The organism is Paracoccus pantotrophus (genome assembly GCF_008824185.1).
Classification (GTDB): domain Bacteria; phylum Pseudomonadota; class Alphaproteobacteria; order Rhodobacterales; family Rhodobacteraceae; genus Paracoccus; species Paracoccus pantotrophus.
The window spans coordinates 1,570,295-1,594,287 of the sequence record NZ_CP044426.1 but is presented as its reverse complement, the minus strand read 5'-3'; the positions used below and the strand labels follow the sequence as shown (position 1 = coordinate 1,594,287).

Here is a 23,993-nt window from a genome sequence, read left to right as displayed (position 1 = left end):
CCTTGTTTTGATCCAGCGTTAGCACGAAAGGCGAACATCGCCTAGTTGCTTTGTCATTGGCTTGACATCGGGAAACCCCGCCGCGAACAGGGGGCCGCGAAAAATGGAAGAGGGACAATGTCGCCAGCACTGATCGCTGCACTTCCGTTCATCGGGGCGCTGCTGCCCGGATTGCTGATCCGATCGGGCCGCGATGTCGCGGCGATTTCCTGCGCGACCGCGACCTTCATCGCGCTGCTGGGGCTTTGCCTGCACATCCCGGCGATCATGGCGGGCGAGGTGATCACGGCGCGCTTCGCCTGGCTGCCCTCGCTGGGGCTGAACGCGCATTTCCGCATCGACGGGCTGGGCCTGCTTTTCGGCATCCTGATCCTGGGCATCGGGTTGCTGATCATCGCCTATGCGCGCTATTACCTGTCGCGCAAGGATCCGGCGGGGGTGTTCTACACCTATCTGATGCTGTTCCAGGGCGCGATGCTGGGCATCGTGCTGTCCGACAACATCCTGCTGCTGCTGGTGTTCTGGGAGCTGACCTCGCTGTCGTCCTTCCTGCTGATCGGCTATTGGAAGCACCTGCCCGAGGGGCGGCAGGGCGCCCGCATGGCGCTGACGGTGACCGGCATGGGCGGGCTGGCCATGATCGCGGGGATGCTGATCCTGGGCAATATCGCCGGCAGCTTCGACATTGGCGACATCCTGCAGGCGCGCGAGGCGATCCAGGCCAGCCCCTATTACCTGCCGGCGCTGCTGCTGATCCTGCTGGGCGCCTTCACCAAATCGGCGCAGTTCCCGTTCCATTTCTGGCTGCCGCACGCGATGGCGGCGCCGACGCCGGTCTCGGCCTATCTGCATTCGGCGACCATGGTGAAGGCCGGGCTGTTCCTGATGGCGCGGCTGTGGCCGGTGCTGTCGGGCACGCCGGAATGGTTCTATATTGTCGCCACCACCGGCCTTGTGACCATGGTGCTGGCGGCCTGGATCGCCATCTTCCGCGACGACCTGAAATCGCTCTTGGCCTTTTCCACCGTCTCGCATCTGGGCCTCATCACCATGCTTCTGGGCTTCGGCACCGAGGCGGCGGCGGTGGCGGCGGTATTCCACATCATCAACCACGCCACCTTCAAGGCGGCGCTGTTCATGGCTGCCGGCATCATCGACCACGAGGCCGGCACCCGTTCCATCGCCCGTCTGGGCGGGCTGCGCCGGCTGATGCCGGTGACCTTCGTCATCGGCACCGTGGCGGCGCTGTCCATGGCCGGCATCCCGCCGCTGAACGGCTTCCTGTCGAAAGAGCTGATGCTGGAGGAGGCGACCCATGCCGCGTGGCAGGGCAGCCCCGTGCTGATCGGGGCGATGGCGACGCTGGGGGCGCTGTTCTCGGTCTGCTATTCGCTGCGCTTCGTCTGGCAGGTGTTCTTCGGCCCCGAGCGTCAGGATTACCCGCGCAGGCCGCATGACCCGGGCTTCGGCCTGTGGTCCGCCCCGGCGCTGCTGGTGGTGCTGGTGGTGCTGATCGGGCTGTTCCCCGCCGGCATGGCCGGCTGGCTGGTCGAGGTCTCGGCCAGCGCCGTCACCGGCACCGCCCAGCATCCGCATCTGGCGCTGTGGCATGGCGTGACCCCGGCCCTGATGCTGTCGATCACCGCGCTGGTCGGCGGGACGCTGCTGCTGGCGCTGAACCGCCACCTGCTGGCCATGCGGGCGGCGATGGCCTGGCTAGACGCCAAGGCGATCTTCGACGCCGTCACTCGCGCGGCGACCTGCGCGGCGGGCGTCTTTACCGACCGGCTGACCAACGGCTCGATGTCGCGCGCCCTCGCGGCCTTTTCGCTGACCGTGGTGCTGTGCGGCTTCTGGGCCTTCTCGACCGGAGGCTGGCAGGGCGCGACCCGGCCGATGCTGCCCGTCCAGCCGGTGCCGCTGGTCGGCTGGATCCTGCTGATGGTGGCGATCTGCTGCATGGTGGCCTTTCACCGCCGGCGCATCCTGGCGCTGGTGCTGGTCGGCATCATCGGGCTGATGGTCTCGGTCAGCTTCATCTATTTCTCGGCCCCCGACCTGGCGCTGACGCAGATCTCGGTCGAGGTGGTCACGGTGGTCCTGCTGCTTCTGGCGCTGAACTTCCTGCCCAAGTTCACCGTGATCGAAAGTCCCGACCGCAAGCGCGGCCTGGACGCCTTCATCGCCGCGCTGGCCGGGCTGGGCTTCGGGGCGCTGGCCTATGCCATCATGCGCAGCGATTTCGCCTTTTCCCCGATCTCGGAATACATGCTGGCCAACAGCTACAGGCTGGGCGGCGGCGACAACGTGGTCAACGTGATCCTGGTGGACTTCCGCGGCTACGATACCTTCGGCGAGATCACCGTGCTCGGCATCGCCGCGCTGACCATCTTCGCCCTGACCGAGACGCTGCTGGCCGGCGCCAGCGGCCGGCGGCTGCGCAACTGGGTCCATGACAGCCGCCGCGCCGGTGACCGGCATCCGCTGACGCTGGTGGTGGTGACGCGGCTGATCCTGCCGATCTCGCTGGTGGTCGGGCTGTATATCTTCCTGCGCGGCCACAACATGCCGGGTGGCGGCTTCGTCGCCGGGCTGGTGGTTTCGGTGGCGCTGGTGTCGCAATACATGGCCTCGGGCTTTGCCTGGGCGCAGGAGCGGCAAAAGATCAACTATCACGCGCTGATCGGCGCCGGCGTCATCGCCGCCGGGCTGACCGGAATCGGCGCCTGGTTCGCTGGGCTGCCCTTCCTGACCTCGGCCTATGGCTATGTGAAGCTGCCGGGGCTCGAGGAATTCGAGCTGGCCTCGGCCATGGGCTTCGACCTGGGCGTGTTCCTGTGCGTGATGGGGGCGGTGATGCTGGCCCTGAACTCGCTGTCGCGGATCGCGCGGCAGGCGGGCGAGACGGTGAACCTGGACCCGATGGACATCGACCCCAGCAGGGAGGCGCGGCGCTGATGGAACTTCTGCTGTCGAGCGCGATCGGCATGCTGACCGCCGCCGGGGTCTATCTGATCCTGCGGCTGCGGACATTCGCCGTGGTGCTGGGCATGACCATGCTCAGCTATGCCATCAACCTGTTTTTGTTCTCGACCGGGCGGCTGGTGGTGAACGCGCCGCCGATCCTGCAAAAGGGGGTGGAGGTCTATACCGACCCGCTGCCGCAGGCGCTGGTTCTGACCGCCATCGTCATCAGCTTCGGCATGACCGCGGTGGTGGTGATGATGGCGCTGGGGGCCTTCCTGGAAGGCGGCGACGACCGGGTGGACATGCCGCGCGCCGACCGCATGCCGGGGGATGACCAGGCATGAGCCATCTGATCATCGCCCCCGTCGTCCTGCCCGCCGTCATCGGGCCGCTGATCATCCTGTGGATGCGCAACGACCTGCTGTTGCAGCGGGTGTTCTCGGTCGCCGGCACCGCCCTGCTGGCCGGGGTGGCGCTTTACCTGAACCTGCTCGCCGCGGGCGGAGAGGTGCAGGTCTATCGCCTCGGCAACTGGGCTGCGCCCTTCGGCATCGTCTTGGTGCTGGACCGGCTGGCGGCGCTGATGCTGCTTCTGACCGCGGCGTTGGCCCTGGCGGTGCAGCTTTACGCCATGGGCTCGGGCTGGGACCGCAAGGGCCGGCATTTCCATGCGCTCTGGCAGTTCCAGCTGATGGGCGTCTGCGGCGCCTTCCTGACCGGCGACGCCTTCAACCTGTTCGTGTTCTTCGAGATCCTGCTGATCGCCAGCTACGGCCTGATGATCCACGGCGGGGGCGAGATGCGGCTGCGCGCCGGCGTGCAGTATATCGCCTACAACCTGGCCGGCTCGACGCTGTTCCTGGCGGCGCTGGGGGTGCTCTATTCCGTCACCGGCACGCTGAACATGGCCGATATGGCGCTGCGCGTGGCGGCGATGCCGGCCGAGGATACGGCGCTGCTGCGCGCCGGCGCGGTACTCTTGATGCTGGTCTTTGCTGTCAAGGCGGCGCTGGTGCCGCTGCATTTCTGGCTGCCCTCGACCTATGCCAATGCGCCGGGGCCGGTGGCGGCGCTGTTCGCGATCATGACCAAGGTCGGGGTCTATGGCATCATCCGCTTCTTCACCCTGGTCTTTCCGCAGGACGCCGTGACCCAAGGCGTGGTGACCGACCTGTTGCTGCCGGCGGCGCTGTTCACGCTGGCCATCGGCCAGATCGGCATCCTGGGCACCCGCCATCTGGGTCGGCTGGCCGCTTTCGCCGCCATCGGCTCGATCGGCACGCTGATGATCGCGGTGGCGCAGTTCACCCCGCAGGGCACCGCGGCGGCGGTCTATTACATGATCCACTCGACGCTGGCGGCGGGGGCGCTGTTCCTGATCGTGGACATGATCGGCGCGCGCCGGGGCGATCTGTGGCTGCGGCTGGACCGGGTGATGCCGGGCAACGGGCTGGTCGCGGCGCTGTATTTCACCGCGGCCATCGCCGTGGTCGGCATGCCGCCGTTTTCCGGCTTCATCGGCAAGCTCTTGGTGATGCAGGCCACCGGCGCGGCCCCGGCGATGGTCTGGATCTGGGCGACGATCCTGATCACCTCGCTGATCGCGATCTATGCCATGTCGCGCGCCGGCTCGATCGTCTTCTGGAAGAGCTTGGAGCTCGGCCCGGCCCCGGTGCCGGCGCCGGCGGTCGCAGCCGGTCCCAAGCTGGAGCCGGACGAGCCGGTCCAGGACCTCGGCGATGCGCCGGCGAACTGGCTGGCGGTGGCCTCGGTGGCGCTGCTTCTGTCGGGCATCGTGGCCCTGACCGCCTTTGCCGGCCCCGCCATGCGCTTTGCCGAGGCGACCGCCGCACAGCTGCACGATCCCGACGCCTATGTCTCGGCGGTGCTGGAAGGGCAGGAGGGTACGAAATGATCCGCCGCCTGTTGCCGCATCCCTGGCTGTCGGTCACGCTGATCCTGGTCTGGATGGCCCTGGTCAACCGCTGGGCCGTGGGCTCGCTGGTCTTTGCCGCGATCATCGGCCTGGTGGTGCCGCTGATCACCGCGCCCTATTGGCCGGGAGCGGGCGGCTACAGCAAGCCGCAGCGCATCCCGGCCTATCTCCTGATGGTGATCTGGGACATCGCCAAGGCGAATTTCACCGTGGCGCGCATCGTGCTGTTCATGCCGCGCCGCGCGCTTCGGCCCGCCTGGATCGCCGTGCCGCTGGACCTGCGCCGCCCCGAGGCGATCACGGCACTGGCCGCGACCATCACCCTCACCCCCGGCACCGTCAGCTGCGACCTGTCCGAGGATGGGCGCGCGCTGCTGGTCCATGCCATGCACGCCCCCGACCCGGACGCGGTGCTGGACGAGATCAAGACCCGCTACGAGGCCCGGCTGAAGGAGATCTTCGAATGATCGGATATGCGCTTTACTTCGCCTATGGCTGCTTCGGGCTGGCGCTGCTGTTCTGCCTCTACCGCGTGGTCTTCGCGCCGGGCCTGTCGGACCGGGTGCTGGCGTTGGATACCATGGCGATCAACATGATCGCGCTCCTGACGCTGTTCGGCATCGACAAGGGCACCACCATGTATTTCGAGGCCTCGCTGATGTTCGCCATGGTCGGCTTCATCTCGACCGTGGCCTATGCGAAATTCGTCCTGCGCGGCGACATCATCGAATAGGGGGCGGGCATGATCGCGGAAATCGTCGTCTCGGTCCTGCTGGTGCTGGGCGGGTTCTTCGGCCTTGTCGGCTCCTACGGGCTGGTCAAGCTGCCCGACCCGATGACCCGCCTGCATGCGCCGACGAAATCGGCGACGCTGGGCGTGGGGGCGGTGCTGATCGCCTCGCTGATCTGGTTCCCCGCCCGTCATGGCGTGCTGACCTGGCACGAGCTGCTGATCACGCTGTTCCTGTTCCTGACCGCGCCGGTCACCGGTTATTTCATCGCCAAGGCGCATATGCATCTGGGCTGGAGCCGCGACGAGCTGCCCCGCCCGGCGCCCGGCAAGGACTGGGCGACCTTCTGCGACCCGGACAAGGAAAGCCTGGTCGACCGGCAGGCGCGGAACTAGCCTGGCGGTGCTCTAGCATGGGGGCCTTGCCCCCGCGCGTTCCGCGCTCCCCCAGGATATTTGGACAAGAAAGAAGCGGGAGCCGCCCTGCGCCTTCCTTGGGTTCTTCCTTGGCCAAATATCCTGCGGGGGTCCGGGGGCGCAAAGCCCCCGGCTGTGCCGGTCCCGCCGGGCCGGCCATGAAAAAGGAGCGGAAACCCCGCCCCCCTCTCGTCCGGCCTGATGCGCGGTTCAGATCAGCCCGGCGTGAACCAGGGCCGCGTCGATCCGGGCCTTGGTCGCATCGGTCAGCGCGACCAGCGGCAGGCGTACGGCGTCGCTGCAAAGCCCCAGCCGCGACATGGCGTATTTCGCTCCGGCGACGCCCGGCTCGACAAAGATCGCCTCGTGCAGCGGCATGAGCCGGTCCTGGTAGTCCAGCGCCCTGGCGTAATCGCCCGCCAGCGTCGCCTCCTGGAACTCGGCGCAAAGCTTCGGGGCCACGTTCGCCGTGACCGAGATGCAGCCCACCCCGCCATGGGCGTTGAAGCCGAGCGCGGTGGCGTCCTCGCCGGAAAGCTGGACGAAATCCTTGCCGCAGGCGGCGCGCTGCTGGCTGACCCGCTCGAGCTTGCCGGTCGCGTCCTTGACGCCGATGATGCGCGGCAGCCTGGCCAGTTCGCCCATGGTGTCGGGCGTCATGTCGATGACCGAGCGGCCGGGGATGTTGTAGATGATGATCGGCAGGTCGCTCGCGTCGTGCAGCGCGGTGTAATGCGCGATCAGCCCGGCCTGGGTCGGCTTGTTGTAATAGGGCGTCACCACCAGTGCCGCGTCGGCCCCCGCGGCCTGCGCGTGCTGCACCAGCCCGATCCCCTCGCGCGTCGAGTTCGAGCCGGCGCCGGCGATGACCGGGATGCGGCCGGCGGCCATACGCACCACCTCTTCGATGACCTGGCGGTGCTCCTCATGGCTCAGCGTCGGGCTTTCGCCGGTGGTGCCGACGGGCACCAGCCCGTGGCTGCCCTGGTCGACATGCCACTCGACAAGCTTTTCCAGCGCGGGGAGATCCAGCTCCCCGTCCGGGGTGAAGGGCGTGACCAGCGCGGGCAGCGAGCCTCTGAACATGTGGGTATCCTGAATTTGCCTCTGATGGCGGCTTACATGCGGATGCGCGGATTGCCAAGGATGTGAGTTGCGCCGCCCGGCGGAACCTCGCAGAAATGGGGCCATGATGTATCCTTTCCGTGACAGGATCCTCGGGCCGGCATTGGCCCTTGCCCTGAGCCTTGCCCCGCCGGCCGGGGCCGAGGATGCCGGGCGCCTGTCCCGCGCCCTGGCGGCGGCGGCGATGCGCGACTGGACCACCGCTGCGGCCGAGGCCGAAGCCTCGGGGCCCATCGCCCGCGACCTGGTCGCCTGGCAGCGGCTGCGGGCCGGGCAGGGCAGCTGGCCGGAATATCGCGACTTTGCCCGGCGCCATGCGGATTGGCCCGGCATGGCGCTGTTCTGGAAGCGCGGCGACGCGGTGCTGCGCCCCGACCTGGCCCCGGCCGAGGTGATCCAATGGTTCGGCACCCGCCGGCCCGATACGCTGAACGGCGCCACGGCGCTGATCGCGGCCTTGCAGGCAACCGATCCCATGGCCGCGAAGGCCGAGATCGCGCGGTTCTGGACCGAGCAGGCGCTGACCAAGCCTGAGGCCGATGCCTTTCTGGCCGCCCATGGCGCCGAGGTGGCGGGGCTGCACGACGCGCGGCTGATGCGGCTTCTGGACCTGGGCGAATGGCAGGCGGCGCAGGTGGTGCTGCCCATGGCCTCGGGTCCCGCGCAGGCCCTGGGCCGCGCGCGGCTGGCGTTGCAATCGGGGCAGGCCGGGGTGGATGCGCTGATCCTGGCCCTGCCCGAGGCGCAACGGGATGATGCGGGCTTGGCGCTCGACCGCTTCCGCTGGCGGGTCTGGGCCAAGATGCCCGATCTCGCGCGCGCGTTGATGCTGGAACGCTCGACCAGCGCCGAGGCGCTGCGCGATCCCGCGGCCTGGGCCGGCAAGCGTGCCGATTACGCGCGCCTGGCGCTGCGGCAGGGCGACTGGGCCCTGGCCGAGAGGCTGGCTGCCGGGCATTTCCTGCCGCAGGGCAGCGATGCCTTTTCCGACCTGGAATGGCTTGCGGGCTATGCCGCGCTGCGCGGCGGCGCGCCGGACCGGGCACTTCAGCATTTCCGCACGCTGGAAAGCGCGGTGGCGAGCCCGATTTCCCTGTCCCGCGCACATTACTGGCAGGGCCGGGCGCTGGAGGCCGGGGGTGACGAGGCCGGCGCCGATGCGGCCTATGCCCGTGCCGCGGCATATCAATCCGCCTGGTATGGCCAGCTTGCCGCCGAAAGGCTGGGCCTGCCGATGCAGCCCGGCCTGGCCATCGCCGGGCGCAGCGAGGCCAGCCTGCCCGAGTGGCGCGGCAGCGCCCTGCGCGACAGCCCGGTCTGGCAGGCCGGCACCTGGCTGCTGGCGGCGGGCGAGACCGACCAGGGCGCGCGCTTCTTCCTGCACCTGGCCGAGACCGCCGCGGCCGAGGATATCGGCCGCATGGCGCGGATGATGCTGGAGATGCGGCTGCCCTGGCACGCGCTGCGGCTGGCCAAGGCCGCCGCGGCCAAGGGTGCGGTCTATCCGGCCGCCTATTTCCCGCTGACCGGGCTGGAGCAGGCCGAGCTGGGCCTGCCGCCCGAACTGGTCATGGCCATCGCCCGGCGGGAAAGCGAGTTCAACCATACCGTGTCCTCGCATGCCGGGGCGCTGGGGTTGATGCAGGTCATGCCCGACACCGCGCGTTCCATGGCGCGCAAGGTCGGCGAGCCCTTCGATCAGGCGCGGCTGACCCGCGACGCCGCCTATAACGCCCGGCTGGGCGCGGCCTATCTGGCCGGCTTGCGCGACCGTTTCGGCCCGTCGATCGCGCTGGTGGCGGCGGGCTACAATGCCGGGCCAGGGCGCTCGGCCCGCTGGCTGGACGAGTTCGGCGACCTGCGCGGGCAGGTGGACCCGGTCGATTGGGTCGAGATGATCCCCTTTGACGAGACGCGCAACTACGTCATGCGCGTGGCCGAGGCGCTGCCCATCTATCGCGCCCGCATCAAGGGCGCGCCGGTGCCGCTGCTGCCGACATGGGATCTGACCGGGGGCGGCATGAAGCCGGCGCCCGCGCCGCCGCCCATCAGGCTGGTGGCCTCGGCCCGGCCGCCGATGCCGGTGCGGCGGTTGGTGGCCTATGCCGCCGGCGGGGTGCTGGCCGAGGTGCTGGGCCCGGCGCCGGTCGAGGAGGCCAGCGCCGCTCCGCTCAGCGCCGCCCGGCCCGCTCGCGCTGATACGAGCGCCACCAGGTGAACAGGCCGGCGCCGACGACGATCAGCCCGCCGATGGCGACATTCGGCGCCAGCGTCTCGCCGAATACCGTCACGCCGAAGATGCTGACCCAGACCAGCTGGGTATAGGAAAACGGCTGCAGCGCCGAGGCTTCGGCCAGCTCATAGGCCTTGATCAGCAGGAAATGCCCCGCCACCCCTGAAAAGCACAGCACCAGCAGCCAGGGGATGTCTTCGCTGGCCATCGGCTCCCAATGCCAGATGCCGATCAGGGTGACGGCGCCCGCGCCCGCGATGCCGGTCCAGAAAAAGCTGGTCACGGCGCTGTCCTCGCGCGAGACCAAGCGCGTCAGCAGCCCGTAGACCGCGAACATCGCCGCCCCCGTCAGCGGCAGCATCGCATCGGCGCTGAAAACGCCGCTGCCCGGCTTCAGCACGATCAGGATGCCGAGAAAGCCCACCGCGACCGCGGCCCAGCGGCGCCAGCCCACCTTTTCGCCCAGAAGCGGCCCCGAAAGCGCCGAGATCATCAGCGGGTAGCAGATGAAGATCGCATGGGTGTTGATCAGCCCCATGCGCACGAAGGCCTCGATCATCAGCACGACCTCGGCCACCAGCAGCACGCCGCGGAAGATCTGCGTCAGGGGCCGGCCCGAGCGGATCGCCCGGCCCAGCCCGCCCGGCGCGCGGGCGCAAAGCAGGACCACGAATGCCGCGAAGAACCAATAGCGCAGCATGACGATGAAGACGGGGGAATAGACCGCGGCCAGGTGGCGCGAGACGCCGTCCTGGGCCGCGAAGATCAGCGCCGAGGCGCAGATCATCAGGATCGCCGCGCCCTGCCTGTCGGTGCGCGGCGGCCCGCCCGGCGGCTCCGGCGCGGCAGGCGAGCGGGGTGCCGGGGCCGTCAACGGCCCCGTCGGGTGGTGTTCGGGCATGGCGCGTATCCCAGTCTTGAGATCCGCCCATGCCCTTGGGCGCGACAAAGGTCAAGCCGGGCTCAGTCGCGCTGACGCACCAATCCTGCGAACTCGTCGAAAAGCTGCGGGTTGGCGGCGACGATCGAGCCCGATTCGATCGGGCTCTGCTCGGGCCGGATCGATTCGACGAAGCCGCCGGCCTCTTTCACCAGCAGGATGCCGGCGGCCACGTCCCAGGACTTGATGCCGCGTTCCCAATAGCCCTCGTAGCGGCCGGCCGCGACATAGGCCAGGTCCAGCGAGGCGGCGCCCCAGCGCCGGACACCCGCGGTCAGCGGCATCAGCCGGCTGAGGTCGCGCAGCGTGGCGGGCAGGGTGCCGCGCCCGGCAAAGGGCACGCCGGTGGCAAAGATCGATTCGATCATCTGCCGGCGGCCCGAGACGCGGATGCGGCGGTCGTTCAGGAAGGCGCCGTCGCCGCGCTCGGCGGTGAACAGCTCGTCCTTGGCGGCGTCGAAGACCACGGCGGCGACGATCTCGCCCTTGTGCTCCAAGGCGATGCTGACCGCCCAATGCGGCAACCCGTGCAGGAAGTTCGTCGTGCCGTCCAGCGGATCGACGATCCAGCGCCGAGTCGGGTCTTCGCCGGCTTCCTCGCCGGTCTCCTCGCCGATCCAGCCGTAATTCGGGCGCGCGGTGCGCAGTTCTTCCTTGATGATGCGCTCGGCCTCGCGGTCGGCGCGGCTGACGAAATCGCCCGCGCCCTTGACCGAGACCTGCAGGTTCTCGACCTCGCGGAAGTCCTTGACGAGACTGCGGCCCGCCTTGCGCGCGGCCTTGATCATGATGTTGAGATTGGCGCTGGCCATGGCTTTTCCTTTTTGGGATTGCCAGCCTATTAGGCGAAGGACCGCGCAAAGTGAAGCCGGCGCGGGTGCCTAGTGCGTTGCGATCATGGCATAGCCGGGATGAAAGGCCACCCGGACCGAGGTGATGGCGCCCAGGTCGTTGAAGGTGGTGCGTTGCAGGATCAGAAGCGCGGTGCCCTGCCGCGTCTCCAGCAGCCGCGCGTCGCGGGCGCTGGCATTCTCGGCCGAGAATGCCATGTCGGCATGCAGCCAGGGAAAGTTCCTGACCAGCCATTCGTTCGCGGTGATGCGCTGGAAATCCACCGTCTCGGCGCCCGGCGCGGCGGCGGGGTTGATCCAGCGGTCCTCGGCCTGGAAGGGCCTGTCGTCGCCGTAATGCACGGTGCGCAGGTGGATCAGCTCGCGCCCCTCGGGCAGGGCCATGCGGGCGGCGACATCGGCCGGCAACGGGCTGCGGCGCTGCGCGACGACGCGGTGGCTGTATTCCATCCCCGCCTGCTCGATCTGCTCGCGCACGATGGGGATGGTCAGCGTGGCCTTGCGGGCCGGGTTCACCGTCACATGCGTGCCCGCCCGGCGCTTGCGGTCCAAAAGCCCCTCTTCGGCCAGCATTTGCAGGGCCTTGTTCACCGTGGCGCGGGCGACGCCGAACTCGACGGCCAGTTCGGCCTCGTCCGGGATGCGGTCGCCCTGCCGCCATTCGCGGTCCACGATGCGGCGTCGCACCTCGCTGGTGATGGCTTGCGCCTTGGAGGAGTGTCTTTCGGTCACATGCGTTCCTGAAGCCGGGCGATGGTCGCCAGATAATCGGCGATGATGCGGTCGCGGTCCATATGCCGGCCATCGTTCACGACATGGCGGCCCGCCGACCAGGTGTCGCGGACCAGCCCGTCATGGCCGGCAAAGACCAGGCTGTCGAGCATCTGGTCGCCCTTGCGGCCGGCCATGACCGGGTTGTCCAGCCCGACCGCGACCAGGTCGGCCCAGAGCCCCGGCCGGATCGCCCCGGTCTCGCGCCCCGCCGCCGTGGCGCCGCCGTCCATCCCCGCCTCGTAGATCACCCGCCCGGTCGAGCGCCCCGGCTCGGCCAGGATCGCCCGGCCGCGGTCGCGCAGGCGCTGGCTGTATTCCAGCGTCCGCAGCTCCTCCACCAGCGAGATGCGGATGTTGCTGTCCGAGCCGAAGCCGATGCGACCATCCGCCTCGGCCCAGATGGTGCCGTTGAAGATGCCGTCGCCCAAGGACGATTCGGTGATCGGGCACAGCCCGGCGACGGCGCCGGTGGCGGCCAGGCGGCGGGTTTCGTCCTCGGTCATGTGGGTCAGGTGGATCAGCGTCCAGCGCCGGTCGGGGTTGTGGTTTTCCAGCAGCCATTCGACCGGGCGGCGGCCATAGGCGGCGCTGATTTCCTCGATCTCGGGCACCTGCTCGGCCAGGTGCATGTGCAGCGGCCGGCCGGGGCGCAGTGCGACGCAGGCCGCCAGCCCCTCGGGCGAGACGGCGCGCAGCGAATGCGGGGCGACGCCGATGCCGGCGTCCGGGGGCAGGGCCCGCAGCGCCGCCTCGCAGCCTTCCAGCAGGCGCTGGAACTCCTCGGGCGTGGTGCCGAAGCGGTTCTGGCCGGGGGCGAGCGGCCGGCGATCCACGCCGCCGAATTGGTAATGCACGGGCAAAAGCGTCAGGCCGATGCCGGTGCGGCCGGCCGCGGCGGCGATGCGCTCGCCCATCTCGGCGATATTGTCGTAATGCCCAGCCCCGGGGCGGTGGTGCAGGTAATGGAACTCGACATTGGTGGCATAGCCGGCCTCCAGCATCTCCATCTGCACCAGTGCGGCGATCGCCTCGACATCCTCGGGCGTCAGGTGGTCGAGGAAGCGATACATGATCTGCCGCCAGGTCCAGAAGGTGTCGCGCGGCTCGGGGCCTTTCGCCTCGGAAAGCCCGGCCATGGCGCGCTGGAAGGCGTGGCTGTGCAGGTTCGCAAGCGCCGGCAGCAGCAGGCCCGCGCGATGGCCCTGCGGCGCCGTGTCCTTTTCCACCGCGGCGATTCGGCCCCGATCGACCGTCACCCGGACATTTTCTGCCCATCCATCGGGCAGCAAGGCCCGCTCCGCCCAGATAACCGTCATCCCGTCGCCCTTCTTTGTGCCAAAATAAGTTTAGACATAGAGTTGAAATAAGTTTAGACATAGAACGACCGAGAAATCAATCCGGGATGCGATCCGATGCAGCTTCTCCACCACGCCAAGCTTGTCACGATAGGCGAAGAATCAGGTAGTTACGGCCTGATCGAGCAGGGCGCGCTGGTGATCGAGGCCGGGCGAATCATCTGGATCGGCGCCGAATCAGAGCTGCCGGCGCGCTATGCCGATGTGACGCGCCGCGACTTGGGCGGGCGGCTGGTGACGCCGGGGCTGATCGACTGCCACACCCATATCGTCTTTGGCGGCGACCGCGCCCGCGAGTTCGAGATGCGGCTGGAGGGCGCCTCTTACGAGGAGATCGCGCGCGCCGGCGGCGGCATCCTGTCCAGCGTCCGCGCCACGCGCGCGGCGGATGAGGAGGCGCTGCTGGCATCCGCCCTGCCGCGCGTCGATACGCTGCTGGCCGAGGGCGTGACCACGCTGGAGATCAAGTCGGGCTATGGGCTCGATATCAACAGCGAGCTGAAGATGCTGCGCGTCGCCCGCCGCATCGGGCAGGTCCGCCCGGTGACGGTGCGCACCACCTGGCTGGCCGCCCATGCCCTGCCGCCGGAATACAAGGACGACCGAGCGGGCTATATCCGCGAGGTGGTGATCGCCGGCATGCAGCGCGGCCATGCCGAGGGGCTGATCGACGCGGTGGACGGGTTCTGCGAGGGCATCGCGTTCACGCGCGAGGAAATGGCCGGCATCTTCGACCATGCCGCGCGGCTGGGCCTGCCGGTCAAGCTGCATGCCGAGCAGCTTTCCGACCTGGGCGGCGCGGCCATGGCGGCGCAGCACGGCGCGTTGTCCGCGGACCATCTGGAATATCTGGGTCCGGACGGCATCGAGGCCATGGCGGCCCATGGCACCGTGGCGGTGCTGCTGCCCGGTGCCTTCTATACCCTGCGCGAGACGCAATATCCGCCGATGGCCGCCCTGCGCCAGGCCGGCGTGCCGATCGCGCTGGCCACCGATTGCAATCCCGGCACCTCGCCGCTGACCTCTTTGCTCCTGACCATGAACATGGGCGCGACGCTGTTTCGCATGACGCCCTCGGAATGCCTGGCCGGCGTCACCCGCCACGCCGCCCGCGCGCTGGGCCTTGCGGATCGCGGCCGGCTGGCACCCGGCATGCGCGCCGACCTGGCGGTCTGGGACATCAGCCATCCGGCCGAACTGACCTATCGCATCGGCTTCAACCCCCTTCATGCCCGCATCGTCGGAGGCGAACTTGTCTGAACTGATCCTTATTCCTGGTGAAACCACGCTCGCGCAGCTTGAACAGGTCTGGCGCCAGGGGCTGGCCGTGCGGCTGGCCGACTCGGCCCGCCCCGGCATCGCCGAATCGGCGGCGCGCATCGAGGCCGCCGCCAATGGCGAGGCGCCGGTCTATGGCGTGAATACCGGCTTCGGCAAGCTCGCCTCGATCAAGATCGCGGCGCGGGATACGGCGACGCTGCAAAGGAACCTGATCCTGTCGCATTGCTGCGGCGTGGGCGAGCCGGTCGAGCCGGAAACCGTGCGCCTGATCATGGTGCTGAAGCTTCTGTCGCTGGGCCGCGGCGCCTCGGGCGTACGCCCCGAGGTGATCCAGTTGATCGAGGATATGCTGGCCCGCGGCGTGCTGCCGGTGATCCCGTCGCAGGGTTCGGTCGGCGCTTCGGGCGATCTGGCGCCGCTGGCGCATATGGCCGCCGCCATGCTGGGCGAGGGCCGCGCAACCTATGACGGCCGCGAGATGCCCGCCGCCGAGGCGTTGGCCGCCGCCGGCCTCGCGCCCGTGGTGCTGGCCGCGAAAGAGGGGCTGGCGCTGATCAACGGCACGCAGGTCTCGACCGCCTTCGCCTTGGCGGGGCTGTTCGAGGCCTTCGCCTCGGCCCGCGCGGCGCTGGTCACGTCCTCGCTTTCGACCGACGCGATCATGGGCTCGACCGCGCCCTTCCTGGACGAGATCCACACGCTGCGCGGCCATCGCGGCCAGATCGTCGCGGCGCGGACCATCCGCGCGCTGATGGAAGGTTCCGAGATCCGCGAGAGCCACCGCGAGGGTGATACGCGCGTGCAGGATCCCTATTGCATCCGCTGCCAGCCGCAGGTGACGGGCGCCTGCATCGACCTGCTGTGGCAGGCTGCCCGCACGCTGGAAATCGAATCGAACGCCGCCACCGACAACCCGCTGGTGCTGGTGGGCGCCGACCGCATCGTCTCGGGCGGCAACTTCCATGCCGAGCCGGTGGCCTTTGCCGCCGACCAGATCGCGCTGGCCATCGCCGAGATCGGCGCCATTTCCCAGCGCCGCATCGCGCTGATGGTCGATCCGGCGCTGAGCCATGACCTGCCGCCCTTCCTGACCCCCGATCCGGGGCTGAATTCGGGCCTGATGATCGCGGAAGTGACCTCGGCGGCGCTGATGAGCGAGAACAAGCATCTGGCAACGCCGTGCAGCACCGATTCGACGCCGACTTCGGCCAACCAGGAGGATCACGTGTCCATGGCCGCGCATGGCGCGCGGCGGCTGAAACGCATGAACGCGAACCTTGCGCAGATCCTGGGCATCGAGGCGCTTTGCGCCAGCGCGGGCGTCGAGTTTCGCGCGCCGCTGGAGACTTCGGCGCCCTTGCAGGCGGTGATCGCCGCGCTGCGCCAGACGGTGCCGGCGCTGGAGCAGGACCGCTACCTGGCCCCCGACCTGGCCGAATCGGCGCGCCTGGTGCGCGAGGGCGTGCTGGTCGGCGCCATCCCCGCCAGCCTGCTGGACGAGGTGCGGCCGTGAACCCCGTCGAAGTCGTGCAAGGCGACAGCCCGGTCATCCTGGGCCTGCCGCATACCGGGACATGGCTGCCCGACGAGATCCGCGCCCGGCTGAATCCGCGCGGGCAGGTGCTGGCCGATACCGACTGGCATATCCATCGGCTCTATGACGGGCTTCTGCCCGGCGCGACCACGGTGCGCGCCACCTTCCACCGCTATGTCATCGACGCCAATCGCGGGCCGGACGATGCGAGCCTCTATCCCGGGCAGAACACCACCGGTCTTGTGCCGCTGACCGATTTCGACGGCGAACCGATCTGGACCGAGGAACCCACGGCCCAGGAGATCGCCGACCGAAAGGCCGGTTTCCACGCCCCCTATCACGCGGCGCTGGCGGCCGAGATCGCGCGGGTCAAGGCGCGTCACGGCGTGGCGATCCTTTACGACTGCCACTCGATCCGCTCGGTGATCCCCTTCCTGTTTCCGGGCGTGCTGCCGGATTTCAACATCGGCACCAACAGCGGCGCCTCCTGCGACCAGCGCATCGAGGCGGCCACCTTCGAGCTTTGCGCCGCAACCGGTCGCAGCCATGTGCTGAACGGCCGCTTCAAGGGCGGCTGGACGACGCGGCATTACGGCCAGCCGGGGCAGGGCGTCCACGCCATCCAGATGGAACTGGCCCAGGTGACGCATCTGGCGACCGAGGCCCCGCCCTTTGCCTATGACGAGCAGAAGGCCGAGGCGCTGCGGGTGACGCTGAAGGCGATCCTTGAACGCCTGGCCGCGCTGGCGCCGGAGTTGCGCGCATGAAGCCGCTGCAAGGCATCAAGGTGCTGGACCTGTCGCGCGTGCTGGCCGGGCCCTATTGCACCGCGCTTCTGGCCGACCTGGGTGCCGAGGTCATCAAGCTGGAACCTCCCGCCGGTGACGATTACCGCCATATCGGCCCGTTCAAGGACGGCGAAAGCGCGCTGTTCACGCTGAACAACCGCGGCAAGCAAAGCCTGGTCCTGGACCTGAAGGATCCCGGCGATCTGGCGCTGGCCAAGGCCGTCGCGGCGCGCGTCGACGTGGTGGTCGAGAACTTCCGCCCCGGTGTCGCCGCCCGCCTGGGCCTGGGGGCCGAGGCGCTGCGGGCGGAAAACCCGCGGCTGGTCTATTGTTCGATCTCGGGCTTCGGCCAGCAGGGGCCCTTCCGCGACCTGCCGGCCTATGACCTGGTGGTGCAGGCCATGTCCGGTCTGATGGCCGGCACGGGCGAGGAAGGCGGCGCGCCGCTGAAGACCGGCGAAAGCGTCGCCGACCTGATCGCCGGCCTGTTCGGAAGCTGGGCGATCATGGCGGCGCTGGTCAACCGCAACGCCACGGGGCAGGGTGCCACGCTGGACGTCGCCATGTATGACACGCTGTTTTCCATGCTGACCACCAGCCATGCGCTGCATTTCTATGCCGGCCAGCTGCCGCAGCGGGTGGGGAACCGCCATCCCCTGTCCACCCCCTTCGGCTGCTTTGCGACCCAGGACGGGCAGGTGGTGATCGCGGTACTGAACCCGCGCCAGTTCGCCACGCTCGCCACGCTGATCGGCGCGCCCGAGGCGGCGGACGATCCGCGCTTTGCCAGCGACGAAAGCCGCACCGCGCATGAGCCCGAGCTCAAGCGCCTGATCGAAAGCTGGTCGCGCGACCGCACGACCGAGGAGGCCGTCGCGGCGCTGGCCGGCGCCGGGCTGCCCGCCGCGCCGATCTGGGACATCGCCCAGGCGTCGGGCAACGAGCATGCGCTGACGCGCGGGCTGGTCAGCCGCCTGCCGCATCCGGTGCTGGGGCTGGCGCCGACCGTCGGCCAGCCGGTGCGCTTCGATGCAGAGAAACCCGTGGCCGAGACCTCGGCCCCGCGCCTTGGCGGCGACCGTGCCGCGATCCTGCGCGCATTCGGATTGGAGGAGACCGCATGAGCGACGACTGGCACATGCTGGCCGAGGAGGAACGGCTGTTCTGCGACGTGCTGGAGCGCATCTGCGCCGAGCGGATCGCGCCGAAAGCCGCCGAGACCGACGAGACCTCGGCCTTTGTCCACGAGCAACTTGCCGTTCTGGGCGAGGCCGGGATGATGGGCGCGAACCTGCCCGAGGAATATGGCGGCAGCGGCATCGCGGCCCCGGCGCTGCTGCGGGCGGTGGCGATCGTGGCGGGGGCCTGCGGCTCGACCGCTTCGGCGCTGACGGCGCATTACCTGGCGACCGATTCGATCCTGCTGGGCGGGACCGAGGCGCAGAAGCAGGAATGGCTGCCGAAAGCCGCCGCCGGAGAGGCGCTGGGGGCCTTCGCCCTGACCGAGCCGACTGCCGGTTCCGACCCCGCCGACATGAAGACCCGCGCCCGCCGGACCGAGGACGGCTGGCACCTGAAGGGCACGAAATGTTTCATCTCGAACGGCGGCGTGGCGGATTTCATCGTCGTCTATGCCGTGACCGACCCCGAGAAGGGCCATCGCGGCATCTCGGCCTTCATCCTGCCCAGGGGCACGCCGGGGCTGGAGCCGGGCGCGCCCGAGCGGACCATGGGGCTGAAGGGCGGGCATGTCTTCACCCTGAACCTCGACTGCCACCTGCCCCAGGACGCGCTCTTGGGCGAGGAGGGCCGGGGCTTTCGCACCGCCATGCAGGTGTTGGACAATGGCCGCATCGAGGTTGCCGCGCAATGCCTGGGCATGGCCGAGGCGGCGATGAAAGCGGCCATCGCCTATGCCAAGGACCGCGTGATCGGCGGCGAGCGGCTTACCGACCGGCAGGGCATCCGCTGGATGATCGCCGACATGGGCGTCGCTTATCGCCAGGCGCTGCTCTTGTCGCAGGACGCCGCCCGCCAGCGCCAGAACGCCCATGACCACGGCGGGCGTTTTTCGCTTGCCTCCAGCATGGCCAAGCTCGCGGCCAGCGAGGCGGCGGGCAGGATCGCCGACACCGCGCTGCAACTGCATGGCGGCTATGGCTATACCCGCGACTTCCCCATCGAGAGGATCGTTCGCGACCTGCGCATCATGCGCATCTACGAGGGCTCCTCGGAAATTCAACGCATCATCATTTCCGGCAATATGCTGGCCTGAACGGAGACCAAGATGGATAATCCCCGGCACAATACCCGCGACATTTTCCCGCCGACCGGCACCGAGATCACCGCGAAAAGCTGGCTGACCGAGGCGCCGATGCGGATGCTGATGAACAACCTGCATCCCGACGTGGCCGAGAACCCGCATGAGCTGGTGGTCTATGGCGGCATCGGCCGCGCCGCCCGCACTTGGAAGGATTTCGACCTGATCGTCGACAGCCTGAAGAAGCTGGAGGCGGACGAGACCCTGCTGGTGCAATCCGGCAAGCCGGTCGGCGTGTTCAAGACCCACAAGGACGCGCCGCGGGTGCTGATCGCCAACTCGAACCTGGTGCCGCATTGGGCGAACTGGGACCATTTCAACGAGCTGGATAAGAAGGGCCTGGCCATGTATGGCCAGATGACCGCCGGCTCGTGGATCTATATCGGCTCGCAGGGCATCGTTCAGGGCACCTATGAGACCTTCGTCGAGGCCGGGCGCCAGCATTACGGCGGCAATCTCAAGGGCAAGTGGATCCTGACCGCCGGGCTTGGCGGCATGGGCGGCGCCCAGCCCCTGGCCGCGGTCATGGCCGGGGCCTGCTGCCTGGCGGTGGAATGCGACGAGACGCGCGCCGATTTCCGCCTGCGCACCCGCTATGTCGACGAAAAGACCCACAGCCTCGACGAGGCGCTGGAGATGATCGACCGCTGGACCAAGGCCGGCGAGGCGAAATCCGTGGCGCTGATCGGCAATGCCGCCGAGGTGTTCCCGGAACTGGTCAAGCGCGGCGTGCGCCCCGACATCGTGACCGACCAGACCAGCGCGCACGACCCGGTGCATGGCTATCTGCCGCAGGGCTGGACCGTCGCCGAATGGCGTGCCCGCCAGGAGACCGACCCCAAGGCGGTTGAACGCGCCGCCCGCGCCAGCATGCGCACGCAGGTCGAGGCCATGGTGGCCTTCAGCGACCAGGGCATCCCGACCGTCGATTACGGCAACAACATCCGCCAGATGGCGCTGGAAGAGGGCTTCGAGCGCGCCTTCGCCTTCCCGGGCTTCGTGCCGGCCTATATCCGGCCCTTGTTCTGCAAGGGCATCGGCCCGTTCCGCTGGGCGGCGCTGTCGGGCGATCCCGAGGACATCTACAAGACCGACCAACGCGTCAAGGAACTGGTCGACGACCCGCATCTGCATAACTGGCTGGACATGGCGAAGGAGCGCATCAGCTTCCAGGGCCTGCCGGCGCGGATCTGCTGGGTCGGCCTGGGGCTGCGCCACAAGCTGGGCCTCGCCTTCAACGAGATGGTGCGCAACGGCGAGCTGAAGGCGCCGATCGTCATCGGCCGCGACCATCTCGACTCGGGCTCGGTCGCTTCGCCCAACCGCGAGACCGAGGCGATGCAGGACGGCTCGGACGCGGTGTCCGACTGGCCGCTGCTGAACGCGCTGCTGAATACTGCCTCGGGCGCGACCTGGGTGTCGCTGCACCATGGCGGCGGCGTCGGCATGGGCTTTTCCCAGCATTCCGGCATGGTGATCTGCTGCGACGGGTCGGAAGAGGCCGCTGCGCGCCTGGCCCGCGTGTTGTGGAACGACCCGGCCACCGGCGTCATGCGGCACGCGGACGCGGGCTATCAGATCGCGCTGGACTGCGCGCGGGAGCACGGGTTGAATCTGCCCGCCATTCTCTGATCCATAGGCGCGGCGTCGCAACGCACCGGGGCCGCGCCCCTTACCGTCCAACTAGGAGACAGACATGACCTTCCAGACCAGCCTCAAGGCCGCCCTGTTCGGGCTTTCCGCGCTTGCGATCGGCACCGCCGCGCAGGCCGACCAGCTTGCAGACATCAAGGCCGCCGGCAAGATCGTCACCGCCACCGACATGCACTATGCCCCCTTCGACATGCTGAACAACGGCCAGTACGAGGGCATGACCAAGGATCTGTTCGACGAGGTGTCGAAGGAAATCGGCGTCGCGCCGGTCTATCAGGACATTCCCTGGACCGCCGAACTGCCGGGCCTCGAAGTCGGCAAGTTCGACATCGTCATCGCGCCCGTCACCATCACCCCCGAGCGGCTGGAGCGTTACACCTTCACCCTGCCGATCGCCGATGCCACCGTCTCGCTGGTCCGCGCGGCCTCGAACACCGAGCTGAGCAAGCCCGAGGACATCAAGGGCAAGACCGTCGGCGTCCAGCAGGGCACCGCGCAGTTCCGTCAGCTGCAAGCCTATGGCGAAAGCCTGGGCGGCGTGAACGTCAAGGAATACGGCACCACGGACGAAGCCTATGCCGACCTGGCCGCGGGCCGTCTGGACGCGGTGGCGGGCTCGCTGCCGAACCTGACCTATCTGGTGAAGAACCGCCCAGAGACCTTCGCGCTGTTCGAGCCGGCCCAGTTCGGCCAGCCGACCTATTTCGCCTGGGTGCTGCGCAAGGAGGAGGCCAGCGAAAGCTTTGCCCAAGCCATCAACGACGCGCTGCTGAAGATGACCGATGACGGCCGGGTCAAGGCGATCCAGGAGAAATGGCTGGGCAGCTATACCGAACTGCCCCGCGAGGTTCCGACCAACTGAGTCGCTGGCGGGCGGGGCCTGGTCCCGCCCGTTCCCCGCCCCGTCCCCAAGGGCCAAGCCGAGGCGCGCATGTTTTCGATCCCGGTCTTTCTTCAAAGCTTCGAGCCGCTGTTCTGGGCGGCACGCTATACGCTGCTGATCTCGGGCCTCGGCATCGCGCTGGGGCTGGTGATCGGCACGCTGATCTGCGCGGCACGGCTGTCGCCCTATCGGGCCCTGCGCGGATTTGCGGCAATCTGGGTCAGCTTCCTGCGGGGGGTGCCGCTCTTGGTGCAGCTGCTGGTGTTCTACTACACGCTGCCGGTGATCGGCATCGACGTGCCGGCCATCTTCGCGGCGGTCGTCACCGTCGGCATCTGCGCCAGCGCCTATATCTCGGAGATCTGGCGCGGCGCCATCGCGGCGCTGCCCCGCGGCCAGACCGAGGCCGCCGTTGCCATCGGCATGACCCCGCGCGACGTCTGGACCAGGGTGATCCTGCCGCAGGCCTTCACCATGTCGCTGCCGGCGCTGGTCAACGAGCTGATCCTGCTGGTCAAGGCCAGTTCGCTGGTCTCGGTCGTCGGTATCCTGGAACTGACCCGTGCCAGCCAGGCGCAGGCCGCTACCACCTTCCGCCCGCTGGAGGTCTATATCGCCGCCGCCTGCATCTACCTGGCGATCAACCTGTGCCTTGCGGCGCTGGGGCGTTACCTTGAACACAGGACGGCCGTCTGATGGAATGGAGCATCCTTGAACAATACGGCCCCGCCCTGCTGAGGGGCTTTGGCGTCACCGTGCTGTGCTGGATCCTGGGCACGATCTTCGGCATGGCGCTGGGGCTGGTGATCGCGCTCATGCAACGCTATGGGCCGCGCTGGCTGGGCTGGATCATCCAGGCCTATATCGAGGTGATCCGCGGCACGCCCTTCCTGGTGCAGCTTTTCGTGCTGTATTACGGCGGCCCGCTGGTCGGGCTGCGGCTGGACGCGCTGCCGGCGGGACTGCTGGGCCTGACCATCTATGGTAGCCCCTATTTCGCCGAGATCTTCCGCTCGGGCTTCCGCGCCGTGCCGCATGGCCAGATCGAGGCCGCCCGCGCCATCGGCATGGCCGAGCCCATCATCGTGCGCCGCATCCTGCTGCCGCTGGGGCTGGTCTCGTCGCTGCCGGCGCTGGTCAATTTCTCGATCATCCTGACCAAGGAGACGGTGATCCTGTCGATCATCACCGTGCCCGAGCTGATGTACCAGGTCAGCCGCATGTCCACCGAGACCTTCCGCTATCTCGAGGCGAACCTGGTGCTGGCGCTGTTCTTCTGGGCGCTGGTCGAGACCATCTCGCGCGTCGGCCGCCGGTTCGAGGCGCGCATCACCAAACACCTGATCGAAAGGACCTGAGCCGATGCAGGCATCCGCCGTCGAGATCCGCAAGGTCAACAAGTATTACGGCCCCTTCCACGCGCTGAAGGACGTGGACCTGTCCATCCCGCCGGGCAAGGTGACCTGCCTGATCGGGCCCTCGGGCTCGGGCAAGTCCACGCTCTTGCGCTGCATCAACTTCCTCGAGGAATACGACTCGGGCGAGATCCGCATCGACGGCCAGCTGATCGGCTACGAGGCGCCGGGGCGGAAGATGTCGGGACGCAAGCTGCGCGAGATGCGCCGCTCCATCGGCATGGTGTTCCAGCAGTTCAACCTGTGGCCGCACATGACCGCCAAGGAGAACGTGGCCGAGGGGCTGATCCGGGTGCGCGGCCTGTCGAAAGCCGAGGCCGAGACCCGCGCCGCCGAGGCGCTGGCCAAGGTCGGGCTGGCCGACAAGATGGGCAATCACCCCGCGCGCCTGTCGGGCGGCCAGCAGCAGCGCGTCGCCATCGCCCGCGCCATCGCCATGGAGCCCAGGCTGATGCTGTTCGACGAGCCGACCTCGGCGCTCGACCCCGAGCTGGTGGGCGAGGTGCTGAACGTGATGAAGACGCTGGCCCAGGAGGGCATGACCATGGTGGTGGTCACGCATGAGATGGGCTTTGCCGCCCATGTCGCCGACCAGGTTGCCTTCATGGAAAAGGGCGAGCTGGTGGGCGTCGACAGTCCCGGCCGCATCCTGCACCACCCCGAGGATCCGCGCATCCAGGGCTTCCTGCGCACCTATCACGAGCGCAACAGCTTCTGAGCGGGAGGGGGCTTTGCCCCCACGCCGGACCGGCCCCTCGACGGGGCCGGTCCGGCGTTCCCCCAGGATATTT

Annotated in this window: 22 protein-coding genes; 17 read left to right on the top strand and 5 right to left on the bottom strand. The window is 68.5% G+C overall.

Annotated elements, in window-relative coordinates:
• Positions 1–117 precede the first annotated feature (117 nt).
• Genes ESD82_RS18370 through ESD82_RS18345 form a run of 6 tightly spaced genes read left to right on the top strand, consistent with a single transcriptional unit; the run spans position 118 to position 6,029 of the window.
• Positions 118–2,958: a monovalent cation/H+ antiporter subunit A gene (locus ESD82_RS18370; RefSeq protein WP_147427668.1), complete on the top strand. Its 2,841-nt coding sequence runs from the start codon at positions 118–120 to the stop codon at positions 2,956–2,958.
• Complete coding sequence (locus ESD82_RS18365; RefSeq protein WP_024846089.1) at positions 2,958–3,311, top strand: Na+/H+ antiporter subunit C; 354 nt, start codon at positions 2,958–2,960, stop codon at positions 3,309–3,311. The genes ESD82_RS18370 and ESD82_RS18365 overlap by 1 nt, the downstream gene beginning before the upstream one ends.
• Positions 3,308–4,882 (top strand): monovalent cation/H+ antiporter subunit D, encoded by a 1,575-nt coding sequence (locus ESD82_RS18360; protein WP_147427669.1) that lies wholly within the window; start codon positions 3,308–3,310, stop codon positions 4,880–4,882. Before ESD82_RS18365 ends, ESD82_RS18360 begins: the two co-directional genes overlap by 4 nt.
• Entirely contained in the window at positions 4,879–5,370 is a 492-nt protein-coding gene (locus ESD82_RS18355; RefSeq protein WP_147427670.1) for a Na+/H+ antiporter subunit E, read from the top strand. Before ESD82_RS18360 ends, ESD82_RS18355 begins: the two co-directional genes overlap by 4 nt.
• The gene (locus ESD82_RS18350) at positions 5,367–5,636 is read left to right on the top strand and encodes a K+/H+ antiporter subunit F (RefSeq protein WP_147427671.1); all 270 of its coding nucleotides are present in this window, start codon (positions 5,367–5,369) and stop codon (positions 5,634–5,636) included. Before ESD82_RS18355 ends, ESD82_RS18350 begins: the two co-directional genes overlap by 4 nt.
• A 9-nt stretch (positions 5,637–5,645) precedes the next feature.
• The gene (locus tag ESD82_RS18345) at positions 5,646–6,029 is read left to right on the top strand and encodes a Na+/H+ antiporter subunit G (protein WP_147427672.1); all 384 of its coding nucleotides are present in this window, start codon (positions 5,646–5,648) and stop codon (positions 6,027–6,029) included.
• Between the two features lie 231 nt (positions 6,030–6,260).
• Here the strand turns inward: ESD82_RS18345 and dapA are convergent, their stop codons facing one another.
• Positions 6,261–7,136 carry a 4-hydroxy-tetrahydrodipicolinate synthase gene (dapA, locus tag ESD82_RS18340; RefSeq protein ID WP_147427673.1) on the bottom strand — a complete coding sequence of 292 codons (876 nt, stop codon included), beginning with the start codon at positions 7,134–7,136 and terminating at the stop codon, positions 6,261–6,263.
• A 103-nt stretch (positions 7,137–7,239) separates the two neighbouring features.
• Between dapA and ESD82_RS18335 the strand changes: the two genes are divergently transcribed.
• Complete coding sequence (locus ESD82_RS18335) at positions 7,240–9,393, top strand: lytic transglycosylase domain-containing protein (protein WP_244314548.1); 2,154 nt, start codon at positions 7,240–7,242, stop codon at positions 9,391–9,393.
• On the opposite strand, the gene ESD82_RS18330 is transcribed toward ESD82_RS18335, so the two are convergent.
• The 4 genes from ESD82_RS18330 to ESD82_RS18315 all read right to left on the bottom strand — a co-directional run bounded on the left by ESD82_RS18330 (position 9,347) and on the right by ESD82_RS18315 (position 13,289).
• Positions 9,347–10,309 carry a DMT family transporter gene (locus tag ESD82_RS18330; protein ID WP_024843864.1) on the bottom strand — a complete coding sequence of 321 codons (963 nt, stop codon included), beginning with the start codon at positions 10,307–10,309 and terminating at the stop codon, positions 9,347–9,349. The genes ESD82_RS18335 and ESD82_RS18330 overlap by 47 nt on opposite strands.
• Before the next feature lie 62 nt (positions 10,310–10,371).
• Positions 10,372–11,160: an inositol monophosphatase family protein gene (locus tag ESD82_RS18325; protein ID WP_024843863.1), complete on the bottom strand. Its 789-nt coding sequence runs from the start codon at positions 11,158–11,160 to the stop codon at positions 10,372–10,374.
• Between the two features lie 69 nt (positions 11,161–11,229).
• Positions 11,230–11,931, bottom strand: coding sequence for a GntR family transcriptional regulator (locus ESD82_RS18320; protein ID WP_024843862.1), 702 nt, complete (start codon positions 11,929–11,931; stop codon positions 11,230–11,232).
• Positions 11,928–13,289: a formimidoylglutamate deiminase gene (locus ESD82_RS18315; RefSeq protein ID WP_024843861.1), complete on the bottom strand. Its 1,362-nt coding sequence runs from the start codon at positions 13,287–13,289 to the stop codon at positions 11,928–11,930. Before ESD82_RS18315 ends, ESD82_RS18320 begins: the two co-directional genes overlap by 4 nt.
• Positions 13,290–13,385: 96 nt before the next feature.
• On the opposite strand from ESD82_RS18315, the gene hutI reads away from it, so the two are divergent.
• The 10 genes from hutI to ESD82_RS18265 all read left to right on the top strand — a co-directional run bounded on the left by hutI (position 13,386) and on the right by ESD82_RS18265 (position 23,920).
• Positions 13,386–14,588 (top strand): imidazolonepropionase, encoded by a 1,203-nt coding sequence (gene hutI, locus ESD82_RS18310; RefSeq protein ID WP_147427674.1) that lies wholly within the window; start codon positions 13,386–13,388, stop codon positions 14,586–14,588.
• A complete protein-coding gene (hutH, locus tag ESD82_RS18305; RefSeq protein ID WP_147427675.1) occupies positions 14,581–16,122 on the top strand; it encodes a histidine ammonia-lyase in 1,542 nt (513 codons plus the stop codon). Before hutI ends, hutH begins: the two co-directional genes overlap by 8 nt.
• Positions 16,119–16,910 (top strand): N-formylglutamate deformylase, encoded by a 792-nt coding sequence (gene hutG, locus ESD82_RS18300; RefSeq protein WP_147427676.1) that lies wholly within the window; start codon positions 16,119–16,121, stop codon positions 16,908–16,910. The genes hutH and hutG overlap by 4 nt, the downstream gene beginning before the upstream one ends.
• The gene (locus tag ESD82_RS18295) at positions 16,907–18,055 is read left to right on the top strand and encodes a CaiB/BaiF CoA transferase family protein (RefSeq protein WP_147427677.1); all 1,149 of its coding nucleotides are present in this window, start codon (positions 16,907–16,909) and stop codon (positions 18,053–18,055) included. Before hutG ends, ESD82_RS18295 begins: the two co-directional genes overlap by 4 nt.
• Positions 18,052–19,206, top strand: a complete 1,155-nt coding sequence (locus tag ESD82_RS18290; protein ID WP_024843856.1) for an acyl-CoA dehydrogenase family protein — start codon at positions 18,052–18,054, stop codon at positions 19,204–19,206. Before ESD82_RS18295 ends, ESD82_RS18290 begins: the two co-directional genes overlap by 4 nt.
• Before the next feature lie 12 nt (positions 19,207–19,218).
• Positions 19,219–20,883 (top strand): urocanate hydratase, encoded by a 1,665-nt coding sequence (gene hutU, locus ESD82_RS18285; protein ID WP_147427678.1) that lies wholly within the window; start codon positions 19,219–19,221, stop codon positions 20,881–20,883.
• Between the two features lie 64 nt (positions 20,884–20,947).
• On the top strand, positions 20,948–21,766 hold the full coding sequence (locus ESD82_RS18280) for a transporter substrate-binding domain-containing protein (protein WP_147427679.1): 819 nt from the start codon (positions 20,948–20,950) through the stop codon (positions 21,764–21,766).
• 69 nt (positions 21,767–21,835) lie between these two features.
• Complete coding sequence (locus tag ESD82_RS18275; protein ID WP_024843853.1) at positions 21,836–22,483, top strand: amino acid ABC transporter permease; 648 nt, start codon at positions 21,836–21,838, stop codon at positions 22,481–22,483.
• A complete protein-coding gene (locus ESD82_RS18270) occupies positions 22,483–23,145 on the top strand; it encodes an amino acid ABC transporter permease (RefSeq protein ID WP_024843852.1) in 663 nt (220 codons plus the stop codon). The genes ESD82_RS18275 and ESD82_RS18270 overlap by 1 nt, the downstream gene beginning before the upstream one ends.
• Positions 23,146–23,149: 4 nt before the next feature.
• Entirely contained in the window at positions 23,150–23,920 is a 771-nt protein-coding gene (locus ESD82_RS18265; RefSeq protein WP_024843851.1) for an amino acid ABC transporter ATP-binding protein, read from the top strand.
• The last annotated feature ends 73 nt before the right edge of the window (positions 23,921–23,993 follow it).